Source organism: Saccharothrix sabaoui, assembly GCF_051756985.1.
GTDB lineage: Bacteria > Actinomycetota > Actinomycetes > Mycobacteriales > Pseudonocardiaceae > Actinosynnema.
Genome location: NZ_JBPKJK010000036.1, coordinates 25,150 through 50,018 on the forward strand (window position 1 = coordinate 25,150; position 24,869 = coordinate 50,018).

The 24,869-nt window shown below is 70.7% G+C and carries 1 protein-coding gene (running past one end of the window); it reads right to left on the reverse strand.

Features of this window, described 5'->3' with window-relative positions; all coding sequences use genetic code 11:
• Nucleotides 1-24,869, reverse strand: partial view of a WXG100-like domain-containing protein gene (locus ACR807_RS14050; protein WP_498371968.1) — the 3' portion only. 3,538 nt of this gene lie beyond the right edge of the window; the window shows 24,869 of its 28,407 coding nt (coding positions 3,539-28,407); its start codon lies off the right edge, out of view; the stop codon is at nucleotides 1-3.

Sequence of the window (24,869 nt, forward strand, 5' to 3'; positions counted from 1 at the left end):
TCATCCCCTGTCGAAGAACACCACAGAATCGGCCGAAGGACTCGGCGCCGTTCCCGCCGGCCAGACCCGGGTCGCACCCGACCGGAACATCTCCACCTCACCTGGGACGGTCTCCACCAACACCGACCGGTTGTCGAGCCTCCCCCAGTGCCTCATGCTCACCGCATCCGCGGTCGAGCAGCTGAAAAAGGTGAGCTTCGTACCGGGAGGAGCGAACCCCATGGCGAACAACAGGACCAAGAGGGAATGTCCGTCAACCCACTCGGTTTGCCCGGTCTTGAGCCGAACGCCAAGCCCTTTTCCGCTGCGGGGTGCCATCACGTAACGCCGACGGGGATCCGCAGGAAGTGGGAGGTTCCGGGCGGCGCCGTTGCGCACGGCTTCCCGAAGCGTCTCCGCCTCGCTGCCGGTCATGAAACTCACGCCGACCGCACGGCCGTCGTTGTCGGCGAGAGTTTCGTACACTACGACGTCCGGCCGGATATCCGGCAACCTCACCGCCGACGTCCGCACCGCGTTCCTCGTAGACAGCCCTTCGACGAAGTTCCCCGCACGGCGGAAGGAAAGCAGTCCTGTGGCCCCTTCCTCGTACACGGCTCCGGTCGGCGCCCACACGAGCACGGGGGTCCCCTCCGCATCCTCGAGCGCCTGGCGCACCTCGGTGTTCAACGAGGGAACGCCCTGCTTCGACACGAGGCCGGCGAAGCAGCTCAGAAGTACCACCGGGGTTCCTGCGGGCGATACCTGCACCTTCCTGGCTAGGACGATCTTCGCGATCCGGTCGCCTTTCACCAAGACCTGATCACCCAGCAAGTACGGGACGTCGGTCCGAACCCGGAAACCCATCTGGGTTCCGGTTCCGTGCGCCTGGACCTCCCAGGGCGGCGGCACTGACCCCGCCCACGGCACCCTGAACCTCCGATCGGACACAGCCACGCCTTCGGCCGGGGTGTCGTGGACGGTGAAGTAGTCGCTGGGGTACGCGGTCCTGGCAATCCCCCTGGCCGCCATCGCCACCAGGTCGTACTCGAAGAACGGCAGGAACTGCCTGACCACCCTGCCGGTGCCCGCCTCGGTCGTCAGGTATTCCGCGTACTCCGGGTCCTCGGGCGGTTTCCGCGTGATGAGGCGATCGGCGCCGGGGAGCACCAAGCGGCCGCCGTCACCGAAGTTCAACGACCCGGTCGAGTAGTGCACCGAGCGGTGGTAGCCGCCTCTCGGCAGTTCCCGCGCGAAACCATCCCCGTCGACCACCTCGCCGTTGAGCGCAACCAGCAGGAACGGCTTCACCGGTTTCGTACCCGCCGCCGAGCGCACATCGGGGTCGTTGTAGGTGACCGCGCCCAGGTCCGCTCCGGAGTACACCACCGGCACGTTGGCCGCGTTCAAGCCGACGTACCCGTGCGGCCCCCGCGTCACGAAGATCATTAGCGGCGTCGAGGCGCCGCCCCACGGCGGCTCTTCCTCCGAGCCGTCCGATACGAGCAGTCGCCGCAGGCTTTCCGGCGTCACCCCGGCAGCCCACTCGGACAACTGCCGCAGCAGCTCGTCGTCCCCCGGTGAACGCATGAGGAAGCCGATCACCCGATTGTCCGCGCCGCGCACCGCGATCTTGCTCAGGTCGCCCGCGCGCCACACCGACACCAGTTCGAACCGGGCTTCCACCGGTCGAATCGCACCGTCGGCCACTCGTGCCCTGCCTCCGGAGAGGGCGTACACATCGCGGAAGTCACCCGTCTCCCGCAATGCGCCGGCGAAGTCGAACTCGAACCCGCCGAAGCCCACACGCAGATCCGCGTGGTCACCCATCAGCACCAGCGGACCCGACCGGCTCCCCAGGAGGGCGGCGAGACGCAGGTCACCCAGCCACATGCGCCCGAACTCCGCACCGCTCAGCTCCACACCGCCGCCATCTACCGGGTACACCGTCATGTGGCGCTGGGCGGAAGGCAGAACTACGAACAACGCCGCATCGCCCCACGGGCCCGCCACCGGAACACCGCTCAACAAGGCCGTGACGAGTTGGTTCTGCGCCACCAGGCCGGGACCGGGGTCGGGAAACACCACCACTGAACCATCGTCCGACACCACGTGCACCACATCGCCCATCGACAACGGCACTCCCGGCCGGTAGGCGCGGCCAGACGGGATGAGTACACCGAACCCCTCCATGTAGTTGACCGGCCCGGTGTACTCGAAGGAGGGGCGCGGCCCGATCAGGCGGATCAACTCGGTCAGCAGCCTCTGACCCGAGTCGTCCGCTTGCTCGCTGAACATGGTCACCACGAGAGGACGTCGTACCGCTCCGTCCGCGAAGCGCCGGAAGAACTCGTGCTCCGCGACGTGGTGGGCCGCCTTTTCGGGTGTCACGGCGAACAGGCGAGTGCCCACCAAGAGCAGGACTTCCCCATTCCGCGCGTTCAGGTGCAACATGAAAGGCCTGGCACGGTTCCCGTCCGCAGCAGCAGCCCAGGGAGCCGGGGAAACCGAAATACTCCCCGAGCCCGTCGGCGACGCCACGACGCGCAGCGAGTGGTCGGTGGCCACTCGGACGCTGTCCGAAAGTTCAAAACTCAGATCCCGATCGACGGGGAACTGCATGCCGTACTCCCGGTTGTGCCCGTCGTGGAGAGGCTCCCAGAAGATGTCCTCGGTCCGCGGCGGCACAAGGGAAATCAGTTCACCACGGTGGAGGTCAACCCGTCCGTGCTCGTCCACCACCACCGGTCGATCGGTGACCATGGCGTACCGGTGCAGACCGGCGCGGTGCAGCGCGACGGCGAACTCCCGCGCCGCGACCACGTGATCGCCCGTTCCCCGCCGGTCCACGACCAGCACGACCTGCATTCCGGGGGTTCCGAGCGGGTGTCCGGGTGACGCCGCCACCTCGGCCGCCAACCGGGCCCCGTCCACCCGGTTCCCGCGCACCGTGAACGCCCCGTCCTCGAACGTCACGTACACGCACACCCGTGGGGACGACGTCCACATCGGCAGCAGACCGTCATGGACGTTCCGCCACCGGACGGCATCCTCCGGACCACTGGGGAACACGATCCCCCCGGCCACAGCCGCATTCGCGCCGAAGGCGAGCGGGGCCATCCCGCCGAAGAGCAGCACGGACCCCTCCGACAGCGGCGGCACCTCCTCCGCAGACCAGATCCGTACATCACCCGACCGGTTCAGTTCGACCCTGCCCGGAAGAGTGCGCACGGAATTGCGGGGGAGGTGCCTCTGCCCCCAGAGGCGCAACTCACCAGCTTGATCATCGGTGATGTCGCAGCTCAGGAAGACCAACGGCGCGCCGTTCTCGACCACGTCGAGGGACGCCAGCAGCCGCGTGAACGAAGCAGGTCCCATCAAGGCCGTGCCGCCCGACTTCAGCGGTACGCGGAAGCCCTCCGCGTCGTGGTGGACCGCCACGAAGAAGTCGGGCGCAGCCGCACCCCCGGAAAACCCGCGGCCTGCGCCCCGGTCAAATGCCTGTCGGGCGATCACGCCCTCCTCGGCGGCCAGGAAACCGATCCCCACCCCGTTTCCCTCGTGGTCCTTCAGGTCGACGAACACCACGTCCCCCGGCCTGGTCCCCGGCGGTGGTGCGGCGTCCGGCAACGGATCGGCCGGTCGGGATGGGCTGCTGGCCCAGTGGGCCCCGGCGACGGTGAAACCTGTGCCGTTCCTCACGGTCATGATCCCGGTCAGCGGGTCCTTCACCACATCGCCCCGGGCTCCCCATGCTGGAACAGCCAGACGGTGGGCGATCACGTTGAGCACGCTGTGACCATTCGTTTCGCTTCGCATTGCGCTCGCGGACGAACCGAAGATGATGGAGAAATCTTCACCGGACGACGCGACCGAGCGGTAATCGACATCAATGTTGATGAGATTGGCCAGCGAATCCCCCTTCAGCTCCACCAGATCGCCCGGAACGTGCGGATAACGAGTGCGAACAGTGGCCAAGACGTGACCGGTGCCTCCCTGACCGTCGACGAACCATCTCCTCCCGGATGACCGCATCCAGAGCGAATCGAATGTCACGACAGACTCGGAGGAGCCCTCCCGGCCATCGGGGACAGAATCCACCACGACGTAGTGTTCGACCCCCGAACGAGCCGCGTTCAATTGCGCACTGGCAAACTCCGCCGCATCACCCGGACGACTGGTGACGATCTGCCCGTACACGTTGCCATCACGATGGTTGACATGCGCATAAGTCATGATCTTATCGACGTACACGGACAGCCGGGCATTACTGACCGTCCACCTGTCCCGACCACGGGTCGGACGCCCTTGCAGCAGCCAATCCGGGGAGTCGACTCGCGAGAACAATCGACGCATATAACCACCGCGACGCAAAGGTTCCATGAAAGCGGGGTTCAGGGTGAAACGAGCGGGCCCCACGAACAGGAGTGGCGACCGCATGGCAGCGTCAGCCATTGCGCGCAAGTCCCGGTCACCGCTCAACACCGTGGCGACATCGACCCTGTGGACTCTCTTCTGCTCGCCGTCCCGACCGATCACGTCGAAGTTCACCTGCCCGACCAGCAGGGGCGACAGGAAAACGGTGATGGGCGGGTTGTCGAGCCGCTGCTCGTCGTCTCTGATTCCGCCCGCTTCCCGGATCGATGCCTGCAGCGAGCGGGGGGTGGCCCCGGCGACCCAGTCCCGCACCTGCTGGGCGTACTCGTCGTCACCTGGTGAGCGCATGAGCAGGGCACGGATCGTTCCCGCGGCGTTGACCAGCGCCTCGGTCCGGAGGTCACCTGCCCGCCACACCGATACCAGCACCGACATCCAGTCGAACCCTGTCGGCGTTTCGACCAGGCGGCCGGGGTCGACCACGTAGACGTTCCGGAAATCACCACGCGTCCGCAAGGCGCCGGCGAAATCGAACCCGAACCCGCCGAAATCGATCAGGTCCGCCGCCTTCGCACCCACGATGACCACCGGTCGACCAGGTGACGACATCTTTTCCCGGAAAACCTCCGACTGGAACATCAGATCGACGAAGTCCGCCCCGCCGAACTCGCCGCCCCGCCCTTCGAGCGAGTAGGCGAAACCATATCGCTCCGCCGTCGGGATGCTCAGGATGATCGGCTTTTCCCCATTCCTGAGCGGCCTCTCCGCGACAGCGCCCAGCACGGTCGCCATCCGCTGTCGATGAGCTTCATCGGCACTCGGCGTGGAAAAGGTGAAGATATCACCGGTGTCCGACGCGTGATGATCGACGTGCGCCAGGTCCAGGAACACGCTGCGGTGGAACTCCGCACCCTCCGGGATGTCCGCCACCACGCGGCCCGGGCGGACGTCGACATCACCCGCGAACCAGTACATGTCCCACGGGCCACCGGTCAGGCGCACGACCTCGTCCAACAAGCGATCCACCAGACCGCGGTCCGCGTCCCCGGACAACACCCACACCAACGGGCCGCGCACCGCCGCACCCGACACCGCCTCGAACTCAGGCCGCGACACCACCAGCCCGGACATCTCCTCGGCCGAGACCCTCGTCGCCCCCTCCGGCCCTCGGACGAGGAAACTCCCGCCCTCCACCGAGGCGAACACCACAAAAGGCTTGGACCGCCCGTCGTCCAACGACGCAGCCCACGGTGCCACCGTCGCCGACACCGAACCGTCGACCGCCACCGAACCCACATAACGCAACGTGTGGACAGTCGCCGATCCCGCCATGCCCGCGATCAAACCGGCCAAGGTCGGATCGACCACGAAGTTCAAGCCGAACCCACGACCAAAACCGTCCACCAACATCGGACCCTGCACATCGACGACACCGGGGGCGACCAGCTCAGCCACATCGTCGAACACGCCCGGGTCGTGCCGACCACTTGAGGCGGCCAGGTCGCTCAAGTCGATCCCGGGTTCCGTCGATCCCGACGAGCCGCGGTGATCGCGTCCGGCCGAAGCGGCGTTCGACCTCGGGGCAACCGCGATGGGCTCGTCGTCGAAGAACATCGAGTCGTGCGCCGGTGACGCCTCCTGGGAGGCCATGTCCGGAGGGGCGTCGGCGAGCACCAGCGCGTCGGCGGGCCGCAGTGGAGACCAGGCGGGCTCCAGCACGCGGAAGCCGCCTGAGGCCGTCAACTCCGCCTCGCCCGGGAACGGTACGAACCCGCCACGGCGGCCGAGACCCCGCACCGTCGCGCGCAGCGGAGCGCCATCCGCGATCGAACAGCTCAGCAACACCAACCTCGCATCCGGAGCGATTCCCCTCCTCACGGCGAATTTGAGGAAATCGGCATCGCTCAACACCACCTCACCACCCGTTTTCACGGGCAGGCGGAAGCCGTCCTCGTCGTGGTCCGCTACCACGACGAAGAAATTGGCGGCGCCGTCCAAGTTCGGAATCCGCGACGCGACACCGGCGCTGAACGCAGGTTTCACCACGGCAGCCGCAGGGCCTGCCAGATAGCCGACACCGATCAGTGCGCCCTGCTCGTCCGTCAATTCCACGGACTCCGCTTCCGTCAAATACTGCTTGCCCCCAAGCATGAAGGCAGCGCTTCTCCCCAGCGTCCACACCCCGGTCAGCGGATCGACGCTTCTCTCTCCCCGGACAATCCAGACCGGCACTTTCTTTCTGTCCGACAGGCGGACGTGCGGGTTTCTACCCGTGCCGGTTCTCCCATCCCAGGACGCGTCGAAGACGATCGGCCCCCTCTTGTCCGACGGGCCGGTCCCCCGATAGTGCTCATTTTGAAAGAAGAGCCCGGACAGGCCTCCTGCGTTAATTTCGACCCTGTCACCGAAGATGTGCGGTCGGCGAGTTCGATAAACTGCCGACACGGAGTCGGCGTCCATCCGCACGGTCACTTGCCACGGTTGGCGCAACGACCCCTTCCAGGGAAGTTCGACCTGCCGCTCCCGGCGGGTGGGAACACCCCGCTCGTCCGGCACGAAGTCCACTTCCACGTAGTGGTCCACCTGGAACCTGAGGGCGTTCGACTGCGCACTGGCGCGCACCGGAACGTCCTCCAACCGGTCGGGGATGATCTGCCCGTGCGCCTTCCCCGTGCCGGGGTCGATGTGCGGGTAGGTCACGATCATGCGCGAGTGGTAACTGCCCTCCGAGGTCGTGACCGACCAGTCGTCCAGACCGCTGAAGCCGAGCAAGCCGCCTGGCAACAGGTGGGCGGGTTCGTTCCGCGAGATGATCGGTCGCGCATAACCCCCGGCACGGATCTCTTTGACGAAGGACTCGTAGTGGACGAACCCGACGGCGGTGTCCAGGAGCAGCAGTGGCGACCGGGGATTCGAATCCGCGATTTCGCGCAAACGGAGATCGCCGCTCAACGCGGCGGCGACCTCCTCCCCGGACGCCTGGAAGTGATCGCCGTTCCGGAGAACGGCGCTGAAGCGGTTCTTGTCCGCGTCCTTCTTCGGCAGGATGACGACTACGGGTGCGGTGTCGCCCGACCACGGCGCGTCGACCTGTGCGCTGTCCACCATCCGAACCCACGATCGCAACGACCCAGGAGTTACCCGGGCGGCCCACTGCTCGACCTGCCGCACGTGCTCGTCGTCATCGGACGAGCGCAGCAGCAGGCCGATGGCCTCGCCGTCGGCGCCGACCAGCACCGTGGTCTGAAGATCGCCGGCCCGCGTCACCGACGCCAGCACCGGCCTGTGCTGCGGCGACCACCGCACGCCGGCCGGACCGCCGACCAGGTCGGCGAGGTCCGCCACGAAAACATCGCGGAAATCGTTTCGCTCGCGCAGCACACCGGCGAAGTCGAACCCGAACCCGCCGAAATCGAGGCGGGAGCGCATCCCGTCCCCCACGACCACCACGGGCCTGTCCAAGTCCCTCAACCCGGCCTGGAAACCGCCCGCCCCGAGGAGCAACTTCGCGAGATCGGCGCCGTCCACCTCCACCCCCGAGCCGTCGAACCCGTGGATCACGCCACGCCCGCCCACCGTCGGGACGACGACGACCACCGGCCGCGAGCGCAGCCACGAGTCGGTCAACCCGGCACCGCCCACGAGGAGTCCGATGAGCCGCTCGTGCTCGGCGCTCAACCCGAACCGGGGGAAGACGAAGGCGTCACCCGCGTCGGAGACCATGTGGAGCACTTCCCCCAGTGCTTCGGGAGACCGGCGCCGGAAGAACCCACCCGCCGGGATGTCCAACAACGCGTGCCCCGGGCGGACGCCGATGTCACCCGCGAACCAGTACATGTCCCACAGGCCGTCGCTCGACGTGACGACCGCGTCGAGCAACCGGACCACGGTCGCCTCGTCCGCGTCACCGGACAACGCCCACACCAGCGGGGGGCGCACCGCCGCGTTCGCCAGAGCGGCGAACTCAGGCCGGGCCACCACGACGTCGGCCGCCTCCTCCGGTGTGAGCCACGCTCCCCCGACCGAGAAGATCCCGCCTTCGGTCGAGAGGTACAGCACGAACGGCCGAGGCCCCTCGCCGTCCAGCGAAGCGGCCCACGGCGCCAACACCGTCGACACCGAACCGTCGCCCGCCACCGAACCCAGGTAGCGGAACGTGTGATCGGTCGACGACAACGCCGACTCCTCCACCAGCGCGGCCAGCGCCGGATCAGCTACCAGCCTCAGCCCGAAGCCACGACCGAACCCGTCCCCCAGGCCCACGACGGGCGCGGCGCCCTCCACACCCCAGGCGCGGAAGCCGTCCAGATCCGCGAGCAGGTCGCCGTAGTCCATGACGGCGCCGTAGTCCATGACGTCGTCGTAGTCCATGACGTCGTCGTAGTCCATGACGTCGTCGTAGTCCATGACGTCGTCGTAGTCCATGACGTCGTCGTAGTCCATGACGTCGTCGTCCGGCTCCGCACCGGCCGACAGGACGACCAGGTCGCGGTCGTCGACGTCGACGTCGATCGGGTCGAGTCCGGTCGGCAACGCCGTGGTGGTCATCTCGATCCGGCCCTCGTACCCGAGTGCGCGGAGCGTCCCGGCGAACTCGCTCGCCACCGGGAGGTGGTCCGCGTCGTCCGACCGGACGACCACCAGCACGACGGGTGTCCGCAGGTCCGCCGCGAGCACGCCGGTCGACCGACTGACCGCCGAGGCCACGTCGGCTCCGGTGAACGGGCTCCCGAGAACGTTGAACCTGCCCTGTCGGGTCGACGCGTACACGTGAACGGGATTCGGTCCGGACACGCGCGGCGTCATGCGCGAGTGCATCTGATTCCATCCCGCCGCGACGGCGAACCCGGGGTAGAAGGCGATACCGCCGGCCGAAGCGGCGTTCGGCCCGAGGTCGATCCCGAGCGGCTCCCCGCCCAGGAACACCGAGTCATACACCGGCGGTGTCTCAGAATCCTCCGACCAGAACCTCAGGGTGCCCGCGCGCGACAACTCGATCTTCTGCGAGAAAGTCACGACCATTCCTTGGTGGCCGTAACCACGCATTGCTTCTTCGAGTCTGCGGGGTTCGGACAACAGGCACGCGACGAACATCACCGATGTTTGCGGAGTCGTGACGAGCGTCGTGACCAGACGAGCGATGCCCGCCTCGTCCAGCCACTGCCCGCCTCCCCCGGTTCGATCGGGGACATGGAACCCGCGCGCGTCGTGGTGTACCGCGACGAAGTACTTCGCGTCGCGCCGGGCCGCGTTCACGAGGTGTCCTGCGACCCCGGCCTCGAAGGAATCGCGCACGATTCCCGCATCCGGCCCGGAGAGGAACCCGACACCGATTGCGTCACCAGCCGGTCCCACCAGGGTGACGAAGTCCGGTTCGGCCAACGGCGTGCCCGGTCGGGCGCTCACCGGGGAAGGGGTGGGCGTCAGCCTCGAAGGCCGCTCCACGTGCACGTCGAAACCGTCGGGCCGACCCAGGACCAGCCGGACGTCGAGGTGCGGGGCGTCGCGGTTCAGCAGGTCGAGCACGACCTTCACCCCCGAGGGGTGGCCGCCCACCCTGACCACCAGATCGAGAGGTCCGCGTCGTGCACGTACGTTGACCTCCCTCACCAGGTCGGACAACCGTGCACGCACCATCGCGCCCTGCTGCGCCGACATCTCCGCGGCCCCGGGGGCGTAGGTGATGCTGATCTCGGCCTCGCGCAAAGCTCGTGGTTCCGGCAACGCGATGCCCAGGTCCTTGGCGATGCCGTACGCCAGCAGCAGCGCCGACCGCTCGTCACCTTGGCGTTCGATCTCGGCCATGACGACCACGAGCACCCGGAACATCAACAGGTCCGTCGGCTGACGCCCTTGTTCGTGGGCGGAACGCACGATCTGCTCATCGACGGCGGAAGAGACCGCGCGGTAATCGACGACAGAGCGCAGCAGGTTGGTGCCCGATTCCAGAAGCGCATTCGCCTGGGCGGGGGAAATCCTGCCCAGCCGGGGAAAGTCGCGCAGGGCACGGTGGTTGAGCGATTCCAGGGTCCAGCGGCCCGAGCGGTCCGGCGCAGCAGGCGAAGGCAGTTCGTTCACCTCGTGCCGCCCGTGTTCTTCCGCGGAGGCGAAGCCCAGTTCGTTCGCCAGCCTGCGGGCGAGCGCGACCGCGCCGGCATAGCCACCGGTACCCACGAACTGGTCGGCCACCAGGTACCCCACGTCGGCACGCAGGGCGGACCTGCCGGCCAAACGGTGGTCGCTGACGAGATCCACGATCCACTCGGCCTGTTGTTGTGCCGTTCTCCAGCCTTCGTCCTGAGCTACCGCCGACCTCATCCGGTTACGAGCGACAGCTGCTTCGCGGTGGACCTGCTCCTCGGTCCACCCCGTGCGCGTCGGATCGGTCCCCGTGGGCAGTTCGCTCACCACGTTCGCGTTCGCCCCGGTGCCAGTGCCGGTGTTCCAGGCCGCCAACTCGTGCCGCTCCGGCGCGCCTTCCAGCTCACCTCGCACACCCGACGTGAAGGCGGTGTTCGCGTACCCGGCCTGCATCTCGGCGGGCAACTCGGCGCCGTAACCGCCCTCAGCACGGGGAGGTGCCTGGAGCGGCGCTTGGCGGATACCCAACCCACGACGCAACTGGGCGATCTGGCGATGCCACCAACGTTCCCGTTGCCGCCCCCCTGACGGGTAGTCGATCTGCGGCACGACCTCGAGGTGCGGCGAGCTGCCCCCTCCCGGGGACGGGGAGTTGGCGTTCCCGGACGACCCCCACGTCGGCGGCTGCCCTGCTTCAGGCGCGTCGCCGAACGGCGAGCCGACCACTTGGAGGGAATCGCCGAACGGCGGGATCACGAGTTGTGGCGCGTTCCCCAACGACGTGCTGACCACCTGGGGCATTCCCCAGAGCGTTGGACTCGCAACCTCCGGCAAGTCTTCGGACCGCTGCCGCAGCGGCGAGATCGAACGTCTTCCAGGATGACGCACCGCATTCCTGCGACGCACTTCACCCGACGGAGCCGGGGAGGTCGACACCGTGAGGACGGGGAGAGCTTCATACCGCGAATCGGTCGGGCTCGGCACTCTCCCGAATTGGGTGGAGACCGGGGTATCGCCCATGTTGTCCGCGATGTTCACCCGTGCCGGGTTGAAGTAGACCTCCGGGAACGGGCCGTCGCCGTCGTGCAGCGCGGCAGCGAACGCCGTCGAGGTGCGGAGGAGGTCGGTCGCCCGCGTCGGGTTGTCCACGACGAGCACCACGGGTGCGCCTGGCCCCGCGTCGCGGTACGCGGCGGTTCCGACCAATGCCGCAGCCAGCCTCGACGGTTCGACCCATGTGCCGTCGAGCTGGAAGCTACCGCCGGCGACGTGCACGAACACGACGATCTTTCCGGCCAACGCGGCGACGCCCGCCCACCGGCCGGACAACGCCCCCCACACGAGGGCGTCGTCGTTGCCCGCCACGAACATGACGACCTGATGGGAATCAGGCGACACCACCAGATCGGGCACCCCGGACGGCGCCCCGTCCTGGGCGCGCTCCCGGGAGCCGGGTGGACGGCGCACTACCGCGCCTCGGCGCTGCAACCCGCCGGACGCCGGCGCGTGCGGTGCCGGCAGGTCGTCCGCGTCCTGCTCCAACCGGGTGGCGCCCAGTTGGAGCCTGGTGTTCTCGACCCGCCAGAGGTGCCGGGGTTTGAGGACGGCCGAGGAGTCGAGCACCGCCTCTCCCATCAGCCCTTCGTCCGAGACGACCGCGCCGCGACCCTCGCGGCGTTGGAAGACGGGTTTCACGTCGTCGTGCTCGACGTACTCGTCGCGCAGGCCGAGGAAGTGGCCGATCTCGTGGGCGGCGAGCTGCGGGGTGATGTCGACCGGCCAGGTCGTCTGGTCGGCCCGCTCACCGGCCGGGACGACCCCGATGCGGCCGTGCGCCGGGGTCGTCCCGTCGGTGAAGAGGACCGTGACGTGGAACTGCTCCCCACCGGGCAGGCGGTTGCCCCGGCCGAACAGCTCGGCGACGCCCTCTTCCACGCGACGACGCACCTCCTCGACCTGGGTCGGGCTCGCGTGGACCCGCGTTCGGTCCTGCGCGTCCGCCGGGTCCAGGTGCAGCTTCACCGTGAAGTCGCGGACCGGCACACCGCCTACGTCGACGGCGGTGGTCTCGTAGGCGATGCGCGCGCTGCCCGCGCGCAGCTCGATGCCGCGGGGGGTGAGCGTCGACGAGTCGAGGACGTAGGGGTCCTCGCCTCGTACCTGCTCGGCGGCGTCGGCGTGGGCGACCGCGGTGCGGACGGACTCCGTCGGCACCGGGGCGACGGAGGTGAACCAGTCGGCGTCGGATTCCCGGCTGTGCCTCCAGCCCTCGTCGTCCAGGATCAACCGGGCCCGCTCCAGCGCCCGGTCCCGGCCGAGGCGCTCCGGGGTCAGCGGGCTCCTCGCGACGCGGTCCCCGCCACCGGCCTGCTCCACAGCTGCCGGACCGAGGTCCCGCGAGGTCGTGTCGAGCCGGCGCAGCGACCAGTCCACGCGCACGTCCACCCGTCCGGTCGCCGCGGCGGGACCGAAGCCCACCTCGACCTCCCCGGCGGCCTCGGCTCGGCGGTTCGCGCGAACGCTCAGGACGTGCCCCACCAAGCGGGCCACGACACGGTCACCGGACACGTGGACCACCGGCGCCCGGTACCGGCCGGAACGGGTTCGGGCGGCTTCCGCCAAGCGGTCTGCGAGGGCGTTCACCTCCCTCAACTGCTCCCGCTCCAGCACGCCACCGGGCTCGTGGGTCAGTGACAGTTCCGGTCCGGGCGTCCGCTCGGAGACGTCGGTCAGCGGGGCGAGGGACGCCACACCGAGGTCGTGGGCGATCTCCCTGGCCACCCGCAGGGCTTCCAGGCGGGCACTGCCCTCCTCGCGCGGCTCGGACGGGAGGTCCCCGGTCTCCCGGTCGGGACCCGTTTCCGCGCTGTGCAGGCCGATCGTGGCCGCGACGACGTCGACGACGGTGGCGAGCAGGTCCGGTTCGAGCACGGCCGGGTCCAGGACGCTCGCCAGGACGTCCTGCGCCTGCCGGTACACGCGGTCGCGGAACTCGGTGGACGTGCCGCCCAGCGCCTCGTCCACGTTGTCCGCGAGGGAGCGCAGTCGCTCCGCCGTCCACTCCCCGGATGCGGGGACCGGCGACGGGCTCGTGCCGGAGGACGCCCGATCGGCGTCCGCCGGGACCGGTTGTGCGGTCCGCGGCCCGTCGTCCTGCGCCCGGGGGTTCGGGTCGACCGAGCTGGTCACGCGGGGCAGGAGGCTGCCGACTGTCGCGGTGTCGAAGTGGGGCAGGGGCACGACGGGGGGTAGCTCGTCATCGGGGTGCAGCACTTCCCTGTAATGCCCGGGGTCGTCCACCCCGCGCCACCCGTTGCTCCACATGGCGGTGGCGGCGTCGGCGGCGAAGAAGGTCGTCCGGGTCCCGCTGTCCTGCTCCCACTTCTGCCGCAACCGGTAGGCATGGCTGAACGATTCGTTCGTGCGGCGGTCGATGGAGCAGTGCGTCAGCAGGAAGGGGCCTTCCGGCGCGGGTCGCGCGGTCTGGAAGACCGACGCGCCGCGGAACAGCACCGCCGCCCCCTCGCCGGGCACCTGCAAGGTGTCACCGCCTCGGTGGGGATGGCCGGTGCGCAGTCGGACGACGAAGCCGTCGGGAGTGCCGTGCCCCAGGAATCGCCAGGAGAGGGTGTCCCACGGGTTCTGGAGCGCCCGGAGCGCAGAGCCTCCGTCACCGGTTCTCGCGATCTGGAAGTAGTGGCCCCCTCGCCTCGCGGTCTCCGCTCGACTGGTGACGGTGAACTTGTAGGCGTCCGAGTCGTCGGCCGGGTACATCTGTCCCTCGACGACACCGGTCACCGGGTGGACGATCGGGATGACCTGCACGTCGTCAGCGCCGGGCGGGACCGGGGCCATGCGGTGGAAACCCACACCGCCGACGCCCAGCCGCCCGTTCGCGAGGAAGTTCAGCGGGCCGTCGGACTGGTAGAACTCGCGCGAGTAGCCCCCTCTGGCCATGCCGGTCGCGAAGTCCCGCAGGCCGACCGTCGAGCCGTCCAACGCCGACAGCACCACCGGACGGGTGGGATCGCTTCCTGCGGCGGCCCGCAACCGCGGGTCGTCGGCGAGGAAGTCCGAGAGCCGCGTGCCCGAGACCGGGTCGAGGACGAGCCCGTCGACGCGCTCGGTGTGGAAGCCGTCCGCGTTCCGGTGGCCGAGGACGACGACGGGCAACCGGCCCGGCAGCCACGGGGTGAGGCTGGAGCGGCCGTCCGCCCAGGACACTTCCCGCAGGGATTGCGGGGTGACCTGCGAAGCCCATGCCGAAAGCTGTTCGAACAGCGCCTCGTCACCCGTCTTGCGCAGCAGGAACATGAAGGGTTGACCATTGGCGGAGGTGAGGGGGGTGATCCGGACGTCTCCCGCGCGCAGGTCCGAGACCGGGACGAACTCCGCACCCGGTTCCAGGTGGACGCCGTGGCGGCCGACCCACGATCGTGCCGTGGACGTGTAGACCGGCCGGAAGTCGTGCTGCCGGTGCCTCGCGCTCGCCACGTCGTAGCCGAACGCGCCGGTGCCCACCCTCCTGGAACCCGGTCCGATGAGCACCAGGGGCCGGTCGGGATCGGTGGCGAGCAGCGCGCGCGCCTCGGGAACGTGGTCGAGGTAGGCCGCGACCTCGTGCCCGTTGAGTTCCAGGACCCCGCCGCCGCTCTCCCGCACCAGGGCGTGTCCTTCGCCGCCTGCCGGGACCACCAGGTAGATCGGCCGCAGACCGCGCCACGGCCCGTCGACCTCGACCACGCCGGTGTTGACCGCCACGGCGAACTCGGTCATCGGCGCGATGTCGGCCCGGTTGGTCGGGAACCCGATGACGTCCCCGTGCACCACGTGGTCGACGTCGCCCGGGTTCAGGGGCGGCCCGGTGCGGAAGCCGCCCCCGCCCCTCAGGACGGGAAAGCCGAAGTGGGCGCTGTCGAACGTGAAGGGACCGGAGTACTCGAACGTCCGGCGCACACCTTCCGACCGGCGCAGCGAGGACAGGAAGCGCTGGTTCAGGCCGTAGTCGCCCAGGGGGTCGTCGGTGAAGACCACCAGCGGCCTGCGCACAGCTCCATCCCACTGCCGGATCTGCGCGGCGGCGGCGAGCACGAGCGGCGAGAGCGGGTCGGGGTCGAAGCGGGCCTTCCAGCCGCTGTTGATCAGGGCGGTGTACCTGCCCCGACGGCTGTGCATGACCACCTGGAGCGGCAGCGCCCTGTCGTCGTCCGTGCTGTCGGCCCACGGCGCGTCCCTCCACCGCACCTGCCCGGTGCGGGGGTCCGCACCGGCGGTCACGCGATGACCTTGCACGTTGGTGTGACGCGCGTAGTGGTCGACGTGGCGGGTTTGTTCGAGGTCCCCCGGGAAACCGACGAGGAACACCCGGTTCTCCGCGTCCCGCAGCACCAGCGGCGCGATGTCTCCCGGTCCCACCCCGGACACCACCTCGTACTCCGCACCGGTGAGACCGGCCTCGGAGTTGGTGATCACCAGACGTGCCGGACCACCGCCGCGCAGTTCCTCGGCGAACGCCCGCGCCTCGACGTGGTGCGCCTCGGAGTCGTGCACCCGGCCGGTGCCCCCCGGCAAGGGGGACGTCTGCGCGTCGGGGCTCCGGTCGACCACCAGGAGCACCGGCACCCGGGGATCGATCCGTTGGAACGCGGGCCGGGCGCGCAGCGACCGGGCCAGTGCCGCCCCGTCGACCCTTCCACCACCCGTGACGAACGCGCCGTCCGGCGTGCCTCGCACGTAGACGTAGTAGGGCGGCACGGACGTGCCCGGCACCGGCAGGGTGCCGTAGTGCGCTTGCCAGAGCCCTGTATCGGTTCCCGTTCCGGGGAAGGCGGTGCCACCGGCCGAGGTGGGGCCGGGGTTGAAATCGGTCGGGGCCGGGGCGCGCCGGGGTGCCCTGGGCGCGGGAACGGACGGGCGCCACTGCGCCGGCGGACCGCCAGGCGTGGTGCCCGGTCGGACGTCGGGGACGCCCAGGGCGCGGTCGCCGTCGTGGGCGGGTGGCCGGTAGAGCGGCAGCCGGTCCGCCAGGTGGGTGGCCGGTGCCGGGAAGCCGACGCCGACCGGCTCGTCCTCGGCACCGGTCAGGCTGACGGCAGGCGTGTCGACCGCCGTCACGGGGCGGGCGTTGTACCCGTCGATCGCGCGGTCCACCGCCGCCTTGGCCGACCACCACGTGCGCTGCTCGTGCCGAGCCGCCTCCCGGGCCCGCCGCAGTTCGTCCTTCGCCGCGTCGATCCGGGCGCGCAGGTCCTCGATGCGGTGCACGGCGGCCTCGTGCGCCTCCCTCGCGCGGGACCACTCGTGCCTGGACCGCTCGGCCGCGTCCTCGGCCTCGCGCGCGGTCCGCTCGGCGCCGATCGACACCGACTCGGCCGACGCCTCGGCTTCCCGGGCGGCGTCGAGGAACCCGCGGGCGTCCGCGAGCACCTGCGCCGCCGCACCGACCTCCTGCTCCGACGCGTGCGCCGCGTTCTCGGCGTCCCGCAGCCGGTCCTGGGCGGCGGTCAGGCGGGTTTCCCGTCGGCGGAGCTCTTCGCGCGCCTCTTCCGCGTCCTGCTCCTGCTGGTGCCGGTCCGCGAGCAGCGGGACGCGCACGGCCTCGTCCTGCTGCTCGGCCAGTGCTCGCTCGACGTCCGACACCCCTTGCTCGACGTCGGTCACCCGGGTGCGCTGCTCGTCGACCCGCTGCCGCGCGTCGGCGAGGGCCTGCCGGGCCTGCGGCAGGTCCCGGCGGGCATCGGTCAACGCGTCCTGCCGACTGGTCCAGGTCCGCAGGGCGACGGCGTAGGCGGTACGTCGGCGCGCCAGCTCGGCGTGGGCCTCGGCGTGGTGCTCCCGCCGGGCGGCGAGGTCGTCCGCGGACGACGACACCGCCGCCACGTCGGCCACGTGCTCCAGTTCGGCCGCGGCCAGCGTGCGCTCGCCCGCCTCGACGTCCTGCTTCGTCCGGTCTTCTTCGAGGATCAGGTCCTGGGCGCGGTGCCGGACCCGGTCCGCGGCCTGCTCGGCGGTCCGCCACGACGCGGCGGCGGCGCGCAGGACGTCCTGGGCCTCCGCCAGGGGACCGCCCACCGGCTTGCCCAGGAGCGCCTCGGCCTCCTGGACGGGCATGACCAGCTCCGCGCCGCCCGGGACGGCCACGTCCTCGACAGCCGTGCGACCGCCGCCGAGGTCCGCGACGACCCGGTACTCCACGTCGAAGCCGACCAGGGCGCTGCGGCCCAGCTTGATCATGTCGGACTGCCTGTGGTCGCCCACCTCGCCGGCGGACACGCCCAGGGCCTCGACGACCCCGCGGACGTCCACCCCGTTGCCCAGCACGTGCAGCGACTGCTGGGGGTCGAGGCCGCCGTCGGCGTTGCGCTCCACCTGGTAGTAGTTGCCGAAGCCGATGCCGACGGAGGTCTCGCCCGACTCCAGGCGGACGACGGTGTTCCCGGTGGTCTCCGCTCCGCTGCTGATGTCGACGTCGTACATGCCGTCGACCAGGCTGCCCAGCCGCGGCTCGCGCAACTTGGCGTACACCTTCACGCTCGCGTCGTCGGACGGCCCCACCGACGCCTCGTGCAGGCCGGGCACCTCCCACTCCCCGCCCCGGCTCAGCACCGGGAGGGCGGCCTGCAACTGCTCCTTGCCCAGCCCGGACAGCAGCGCGTTGAGCGGTGCGGTGCCCTTCCCCGTCAGCCCCGGCAGGAGCGTCGCGCGCACGTCGGCGGGTGCCGCGTCCGGATCACCCGGTCCGGCGACCGCCGCTGCGCGCAACGCGTCGATCGCGGCTTTCCTGAGGTCGTCCACACCGACCACGCCGGCCACCGACGCCTTGGGCGGTGCGGCGACCGCGTCCGACCGCCACTCCTCGAGGCGATCGGGTGCGGCCTCGGACGGGTTCCCGGTGCCGGCACGGTGCTCCGGGCGGTCCGCGGCGTGTGCCCGGAGGAGGCCGGCGGGTCCGCGCAGCAGCAGTTCCACCCGCTCGCTCGTCGCGCTCGCGACGCCCTTGCCGCCCTTCTCCACCACCAGTTCGAACCGGAGGGGCACCGTGCGACGGGCCATCGGGCCTTTCATGCCGCGCAGGTGCATCACCGTGTCGGTGGTGGTCCGGTAAGCGCTCTCGACGGAACCGCCACCGAGACCCGCGGTGGGCAGGACCCCCAGCGAGTTGGCCGGCCCGCCCCGTTCGGGGTCGAAGGCGTGGGCGGCGGGCGTGCGCAGCACCACGTTCCAGCTCGATCCCCTGCTGGTTCCCTTGACGGTGCTGCGCACGCCCATGACGAGGTGCTCGATGCCCACGCCGTCGTTGACGACGTCGACCAACTCGGGCTCGCCGACGAGCCGCGCCCTCAACGTCACCTGGTAGACGTCCTTGCCCACCAGTCGGCCGGGGCGGTGCAGCAGCAGCTGCACACCACCGTCGAGCGCACCGTCGACCAGCGCTTTCACGCTGGTCGGCGAGGAGAAGTCGACCAGGCGCTGGAGGTTGTTCATCAGGTCGTCCAGGACCGAGTCGGGGATGACGGGGGACTTCAGGAAGCCGGCGGTCTTCCTGTTGGTCTCCTCCACCAGGTTCCGCACGACGTCGACCAAGTCGGTCTGCCCGCCTGGTTCGAGCACGTCGAACCCCAGCGCACCCGGCCTGCCGGGTGCCAGCAGCGGGGACGGCCCGAGCGTGCCCCCCTCCGGCTCGCCGGAGGGATCGGTGTCGCGGTGCGGGTGGACGACGGGTTCCGGTTCCGGGTCCGGCAGCAGCCCCATCTCGACCGCGGTCTGCTCGGTGACGCGCACGAACACGCCCCCCGGTACGCGCAGGTACTCGCCCGCGCGGCCCAGCACCCCCCGGGAGAACGTGTTCACGTTCCGGCTCTCCGCCACCAGGGTGAACTCGGCGTCCGCTTGGACCAGGACGGTGCGCGCGTCGCCGGGGGTGAGCCGGTTGCGGTCGACCACGCCGACCAGCCGCGTGGCGCTGAACCGCGATCGCAGCCACGGCACGACCCTGACCAGCAGGTTGGCTCCGCCCAGCCCCTTGGGTGACGAGTTGTTGGGACGTGCGGTGCCCCCGACGGCGAGGACGAAGTCCAGTGCCCTGGTGATGACCTGGAGGCTGCCGGCGTAGGAGCCGCCGGTCACCGAGTTCTCCGACGCGGTGCTGTCGGACACGGACACCAGGCGCGGGTTGCTCAGCCCGACCGAGACACCGAGGGCGCCGATCCGGTCCTTGACCCTGCGGCCGTAGTGCAACTGGTTGTGCACCAGGGCCCGCTCTGCCATGCGGTGCAGGTTGGCCTTGACGTTCGACGGGCTGAGCAGCAGGTCGAGCTGCCGGCGCGCATCGGTGCCGCGCACGGTCAGCGAGGCGTCACCGCCGGCGGCTTGGTCGAGCAGCCGCCGGGCGGTGTCCTGGAGCTCGCGGTTGTGCGCCACGGCCTCGACGTGCAGCCAGTCGAAGGACGCCGGGGGCGGCGAGGCCGGGTTGAGCATCGAGGCGATGGTCGTGGTCGCTCCCAGCGGCCCTCCCTCGGGGGTGCCCGGTGCGAACGCCGCCGGGTCGACCGGGGTCGTGGCCCCGTCCTCCAGCCACAGGTGCAGGGGACCGTCGATCGGCGCCAGGTCCGACACACCGCCGGTGGCGGCGCCGCTCCCCGCCGGGTGCTCGGCGCGGGGCGGCGCGGTCCGGGCGACGAGCCGGGGTTCGGGCGCTTGGTGGCCGGGCAGGCCGAAGGTGACACCGCGCACCCACGAACGCGGACGGCTGAACGAGGTGACGGTGATGTGGAAGGCGGCGTCGTGGCGGAACACCTGCGCGACCGGGTGGCCGATGTTCAGCGAGGTGCTCTCCACGACCGGTCCGGCCCCGGTCCGCACCCCCTTGGTGCGGTGCAGCCTCGCGGCGGCCTGGAAGGTGGAGGTGACGCTGGCCGCCGACCGCCGCAGGAGGCCGAACCGCCCCTCCAACCCGACGCTCCCGGACTTGGTCGTGGACGTCGACGTGCCCAGCTTCGGACCGGCCGCCGTGTAGTGGCGGACGTGGTGCGCCGCTGCCTCGCCCAGGTGCTCCCCGGAGCCCAGGGCGATCGTGACGACGACGCTGACGTAGTCGGTCGAGAACAGGCCCCGCCGCTTGAGCTGGACCGCCACACCGGGTCCCTGGAGCTCTTCGATGCTCGCCCGCAACGCCGTGGGTGACAGCCTGGCGGTCAGCTCGCGCAGGTTGTTCAGCTGTTCGGCCAAGTCGACGAACCTCCGCCCGCTCTTGAGCGGGTGCACGCCCTCCTGGTTCCAGGTGGGCAGGAAGTGCTCGAAGTCCGGCAACGCGCGCAGCGCCTCCTCGACCTGCGGCTGCACCCGGCTCGCCAGGGCGAACTCGCCGACGAGGGCGCTGCCCGAGGCCAGGCCGTGCGCGATGTGCGGCAGTTCGAAGCGGGTGCCGGCAGTGCCCGGTGTGGTGGGCGACGGGGTGGTGCCCGCGGGCACGGGCAGGCCGCGGGCCGCGGCCTCGCCCAGCGGGATGCGCAGGTAGGTCGTCACCGGGACGACCAGGTCGTCGCCCGTCGGGGGCCGCACCAGGACCTCGGCCCCGACCTCGTAGAGCCCGATGTCCTCGGTGACCTCGACGCCGTTGCGGGTGGTGGCCGAAGTGCCGGCCGACGAGCTGTCGACCGTGCGCGCCGAGTACCCGGTGACAAGGCCCGCTTGGGCGACGACCGGCACGGGCACACCCAGCCCGCCCCCCGCCGTCACGCGGAGGGCGACGCCCGAGTCGATGCCCGCGGCGGTTCTGCTGTCGTGCGTCACCTGGCCGCGGCTGCGCAGCCGTCCCCCGCTGTGGGTCCCGACCAACTCGACGTCGGACAACCTCACCCGCATCCGCACCGCGTCCGAGTGGGCGCCGTGCGGACTGGTCAGCTCCGGGGAGGTGACCCAGCCGCCGAGCATGGTGATGAGGTTGTCGCGGATGGTCGTGTGGTTGAGGAAGTCGTGCAGCGCGGTGCGGCCGTCGGCGCCCGGTTTGGTGATCGACGGGTGGAGCCTGCTCGCGACGTCGTCGAAGACGCGGTCGAGGTCGTACCCGGTGACCGCTTCCGGGAAGGGGTGCTCGACCTTCTCCCCCCACTCCGGGTCTGCCGGCACCACCGGTCCGCTGCGGGCGACGGAGTCGACGAACGTGCTCAGGTCGTCCGGCACTCCGAGGAGCACGTCGACCGGCTCGCCACCGGTGGTGGTGCTGTCCACCACGTCCCGGCCGACGACGGCCCCGGTCGCGTCCTTGAGCGTGATGGTGTAGACCACCGGGACCACCGCGTCGGTCAACGACCCGGACCGCAGGTAGTGCTGGTCCTGCACGCCCGCCGCAGCGGTGGTGTAGACGTGCGGGTGGGCGCGGGGGACCCGCACCGCCACGGTTCCGTAGGCGCCCGCGCCCTGGCTCACCATCACGGCCACCGTGAGGTCCGCGGCGGTGCCCTCGGCGGTGACGCTCGTCGAGGTCAGGTCGTTCTGGAAGCGCGTGTCCGAGTTCAGCGGCGCGGAGGGGACGGTGAGCGCCCGGGACTCGTCGTCGGGTCGTTCGAGGACCGCCTTGACGTGCGCCTCGTACCAGGACTTCCCCACCTGGACCGGGAACGTGCGGCCGGTGCCCATCAGGGACTCGAACCGGGTGGTGATGGCGCGTTCCACCCGGTCGGTGCCCGTGACGGGCCCGGTGGCGGGCAGCAGGTTCCCGAGGGCCGCGATGACGTGCGCGACCCCGCGCGCCTCGACGGCCGCGACGGCGCCCAGCGCCTCACCGCGCTGGAAGTAGTCCGGCATGTTCCGCGAGGTGAAGACGACCGGCGCGGTGTCCGGCGTGCCGGTCGGATCGGGCGCGGAGCCGGCAGCGGGAGCCGACATGGTGATCGCCGCGCCGGCGGTGCCGGTGCGGCGGCGCTCGAACAAGGTCTCGACCGGCCGCTGCTGCTCCCCCGGGCCGAGCGCTTCACCGTAGCGCCCGCCGTCGTGCACTGCCCGTGCGCCGTCGGACACGGACCGGGAGACATCTCCGTCCGCCGCGTACACCGTGGCCGGGCCTCCTCGCAGGTCCTCCAACCTGCGCCGCAGGCGGTAGGCCGTGGTGGTGGCCACCTTGCTGCCCGGGTCGACGCCGTTGACGCGGCAGTGGCTGAGCACGATCGGCCGGCTCGGGTCGACGCCGGCGCTCTGGAAGACGGCGCTGCCGTGGATGGCGTCCGCGGCGGAGTCCCCGTCCAGGCGGACGACGTCACCCGGGACGTCCGGGTCGTTGGTGGCCATCCGGAAGTGCAGGGCGTCGGTGCTGCCGTGACCGTCGACGAACCAGGGCAGTGTGCCGTGCCAGGGGGAGCGGACCGCGGCCGTGGTGCGCGCGCTGGCGGTCTCCCCCCGGAAGTAGTGGTCTCGACCGGTTTCCGCCTCGCGGACGCCCACGACGGCCAGGATCGCCGCGTCGAAGTCCTTGGCGGGGAAGAACTGCCCGTAGACCTCGCCCGTCGCGGGGTGCACGTGCGGGTGGCCGATCAGCTGATCGGGGCGGGGTGGGATCGGCTTCACGTGGCGGAACCCGGTTTCACCGACGGTGATCCCGCCGTCCGGGTCGAACCGCAGGCTGTCGACCGGTGAGAAGAAGCGACGGGAGTAGCCGCCTTCCGCCATGCCTTCGGCCAGCTCGCGCAAGCCGGTCGTCGGCCCGTCGAGCGTGCCGAACAAGATCGGCACGTAGGGGTTGTGCCCCGCCGCCGCGCGCAGGTCCCGGTTCTCGCGGAGCACCTGCGCCAGGACCTCCGGGCCCACCGCGAGTTCCGCGCCGTCGCGGCGCAGCACCTGGTGGAGGTCGCCCCCGCTCCGGGTGACCACGATCCCGACCGGCATCGCCTCCGGCACCCACAGCCGGGGCCACGTGCCACCGTCGACCCGGTTGACGCGGAGCAGGGCGGTCCGGCTGGTGTTGGCCGCCCACTCCTCCAACCGGCGGAACTCCACCTCGTCACCGGGTGCGCGCACCACGAGCAGGGTCATGCTGCCGTCGGCCGCGGCCAGCCGGCTCGTCCGGACGTCGTCGCCGCGCAGGCGGGAGACCTTCGTGAACGGGGTGTCCGGGTGCCGGACCGTCCCGTCCGGTTCGGGCCAGGAGCCTCCGGCGGTCGCGTAGACGTCCCTGAAGTCGTTCTCGGCGTGCAGTGCCCCGGCGAAGTCGAAACCGAACCCTCCGACGTCGACCCGCTGCGCGCCGTGGTCGCCGACCAGCACGACCGGGCGTTCTTTCCCGGTCCCGACCGCGCGGCGGAACCGGGGGTCGCGCAGGAGGTACTCCGCCAGTGCGCGACCGTCGACCTTCAGGCGGGCACCGTCCGCCGTGGCCACGGTGGCGCTCCCCGGCCCACCGTCCACCACCACGAACAGGGGAGGCTCGGACCACGCCCCGGCAGGGGCGCCCCCTCGGCCCACCGCGTCCGCGAACGCGTTGACGGCCGCGGCGGCGCGCTCGTCGGTCGGGAAGCCGAACACGTCGCCGTGGCCGGTCAGTTCGAGGTCGCCCGGTTCCAGGCCGGGACCCTGCCGGTACCGGGCGCCCTCGGCCAGGACGGGGAGCCCGAACCCGCTCCTGGCGAACGTCACCGGTCCGGAGTGCTCGAAGGTCGCGCGCGGCCCGGTGAGGTCGCGCAGCTCCGCCAGCAGCCGGCGGTTCGCGTCACCGCCACCGATCGGGTCGTCGGTCAGGAGCGCCAACGGGGGGCGAATCGTTCCACCGGTCATCCGTTGGAAGGGCTCGTGCCGCACGAGCAACCGGGCGAGCTGCTCCGGAGTGGGGCGCGACCGCCAGCCGGTGGTCGTGCGGAGGGTGAACCGCCGGTCCTGGCCCTGGAGCGCCAGGTGGACCGGCTGCGTCCCGCCCGACCTGACGCTGCGGGACCACAACGCGGCTTCCTGCCTCTTGCCGTCCCGGTGGTCCGGTCGACCGGAGTCCCGCGTGGCGACGACCCCGTGCGTGTGCGCACTGGCGTTGCGCGCGACCTCCCTCCACGCCGCCGCCCGCTGGTCGTCGCTCGCGAAGGCCATGCCGTACTCACGACCGTGCACGTCGACCAACGGCTGCCAGACCAGTTCGGCCGGGTCCGGGTCGGACACGAGTTCGTACGAGGCCGCGGTCCGGTCGTGCCCTGTCCTGGTGAGCACCGCGGGGTGGGGGCCCGCGTCCCGCAACGCCTCGGCGAACGCCCTGGCCTCGGTGAGGTGGGCTTCCCCCGGCCTGTCGGTGATCAGGAGCACCCGCGCTTCGGGACCGACGTCCCGGAACCACTCGGCCTCACGCGTTCGAGCGGCCAGCGCAGCACCGCCGATCCGCTCGCCGGCGACGAGGAACCCGCCGTCGTGAGTGGTGCGGGCGAAGACGTAGTAGGCCCGTGAGGACTTCGGCAGGTCGA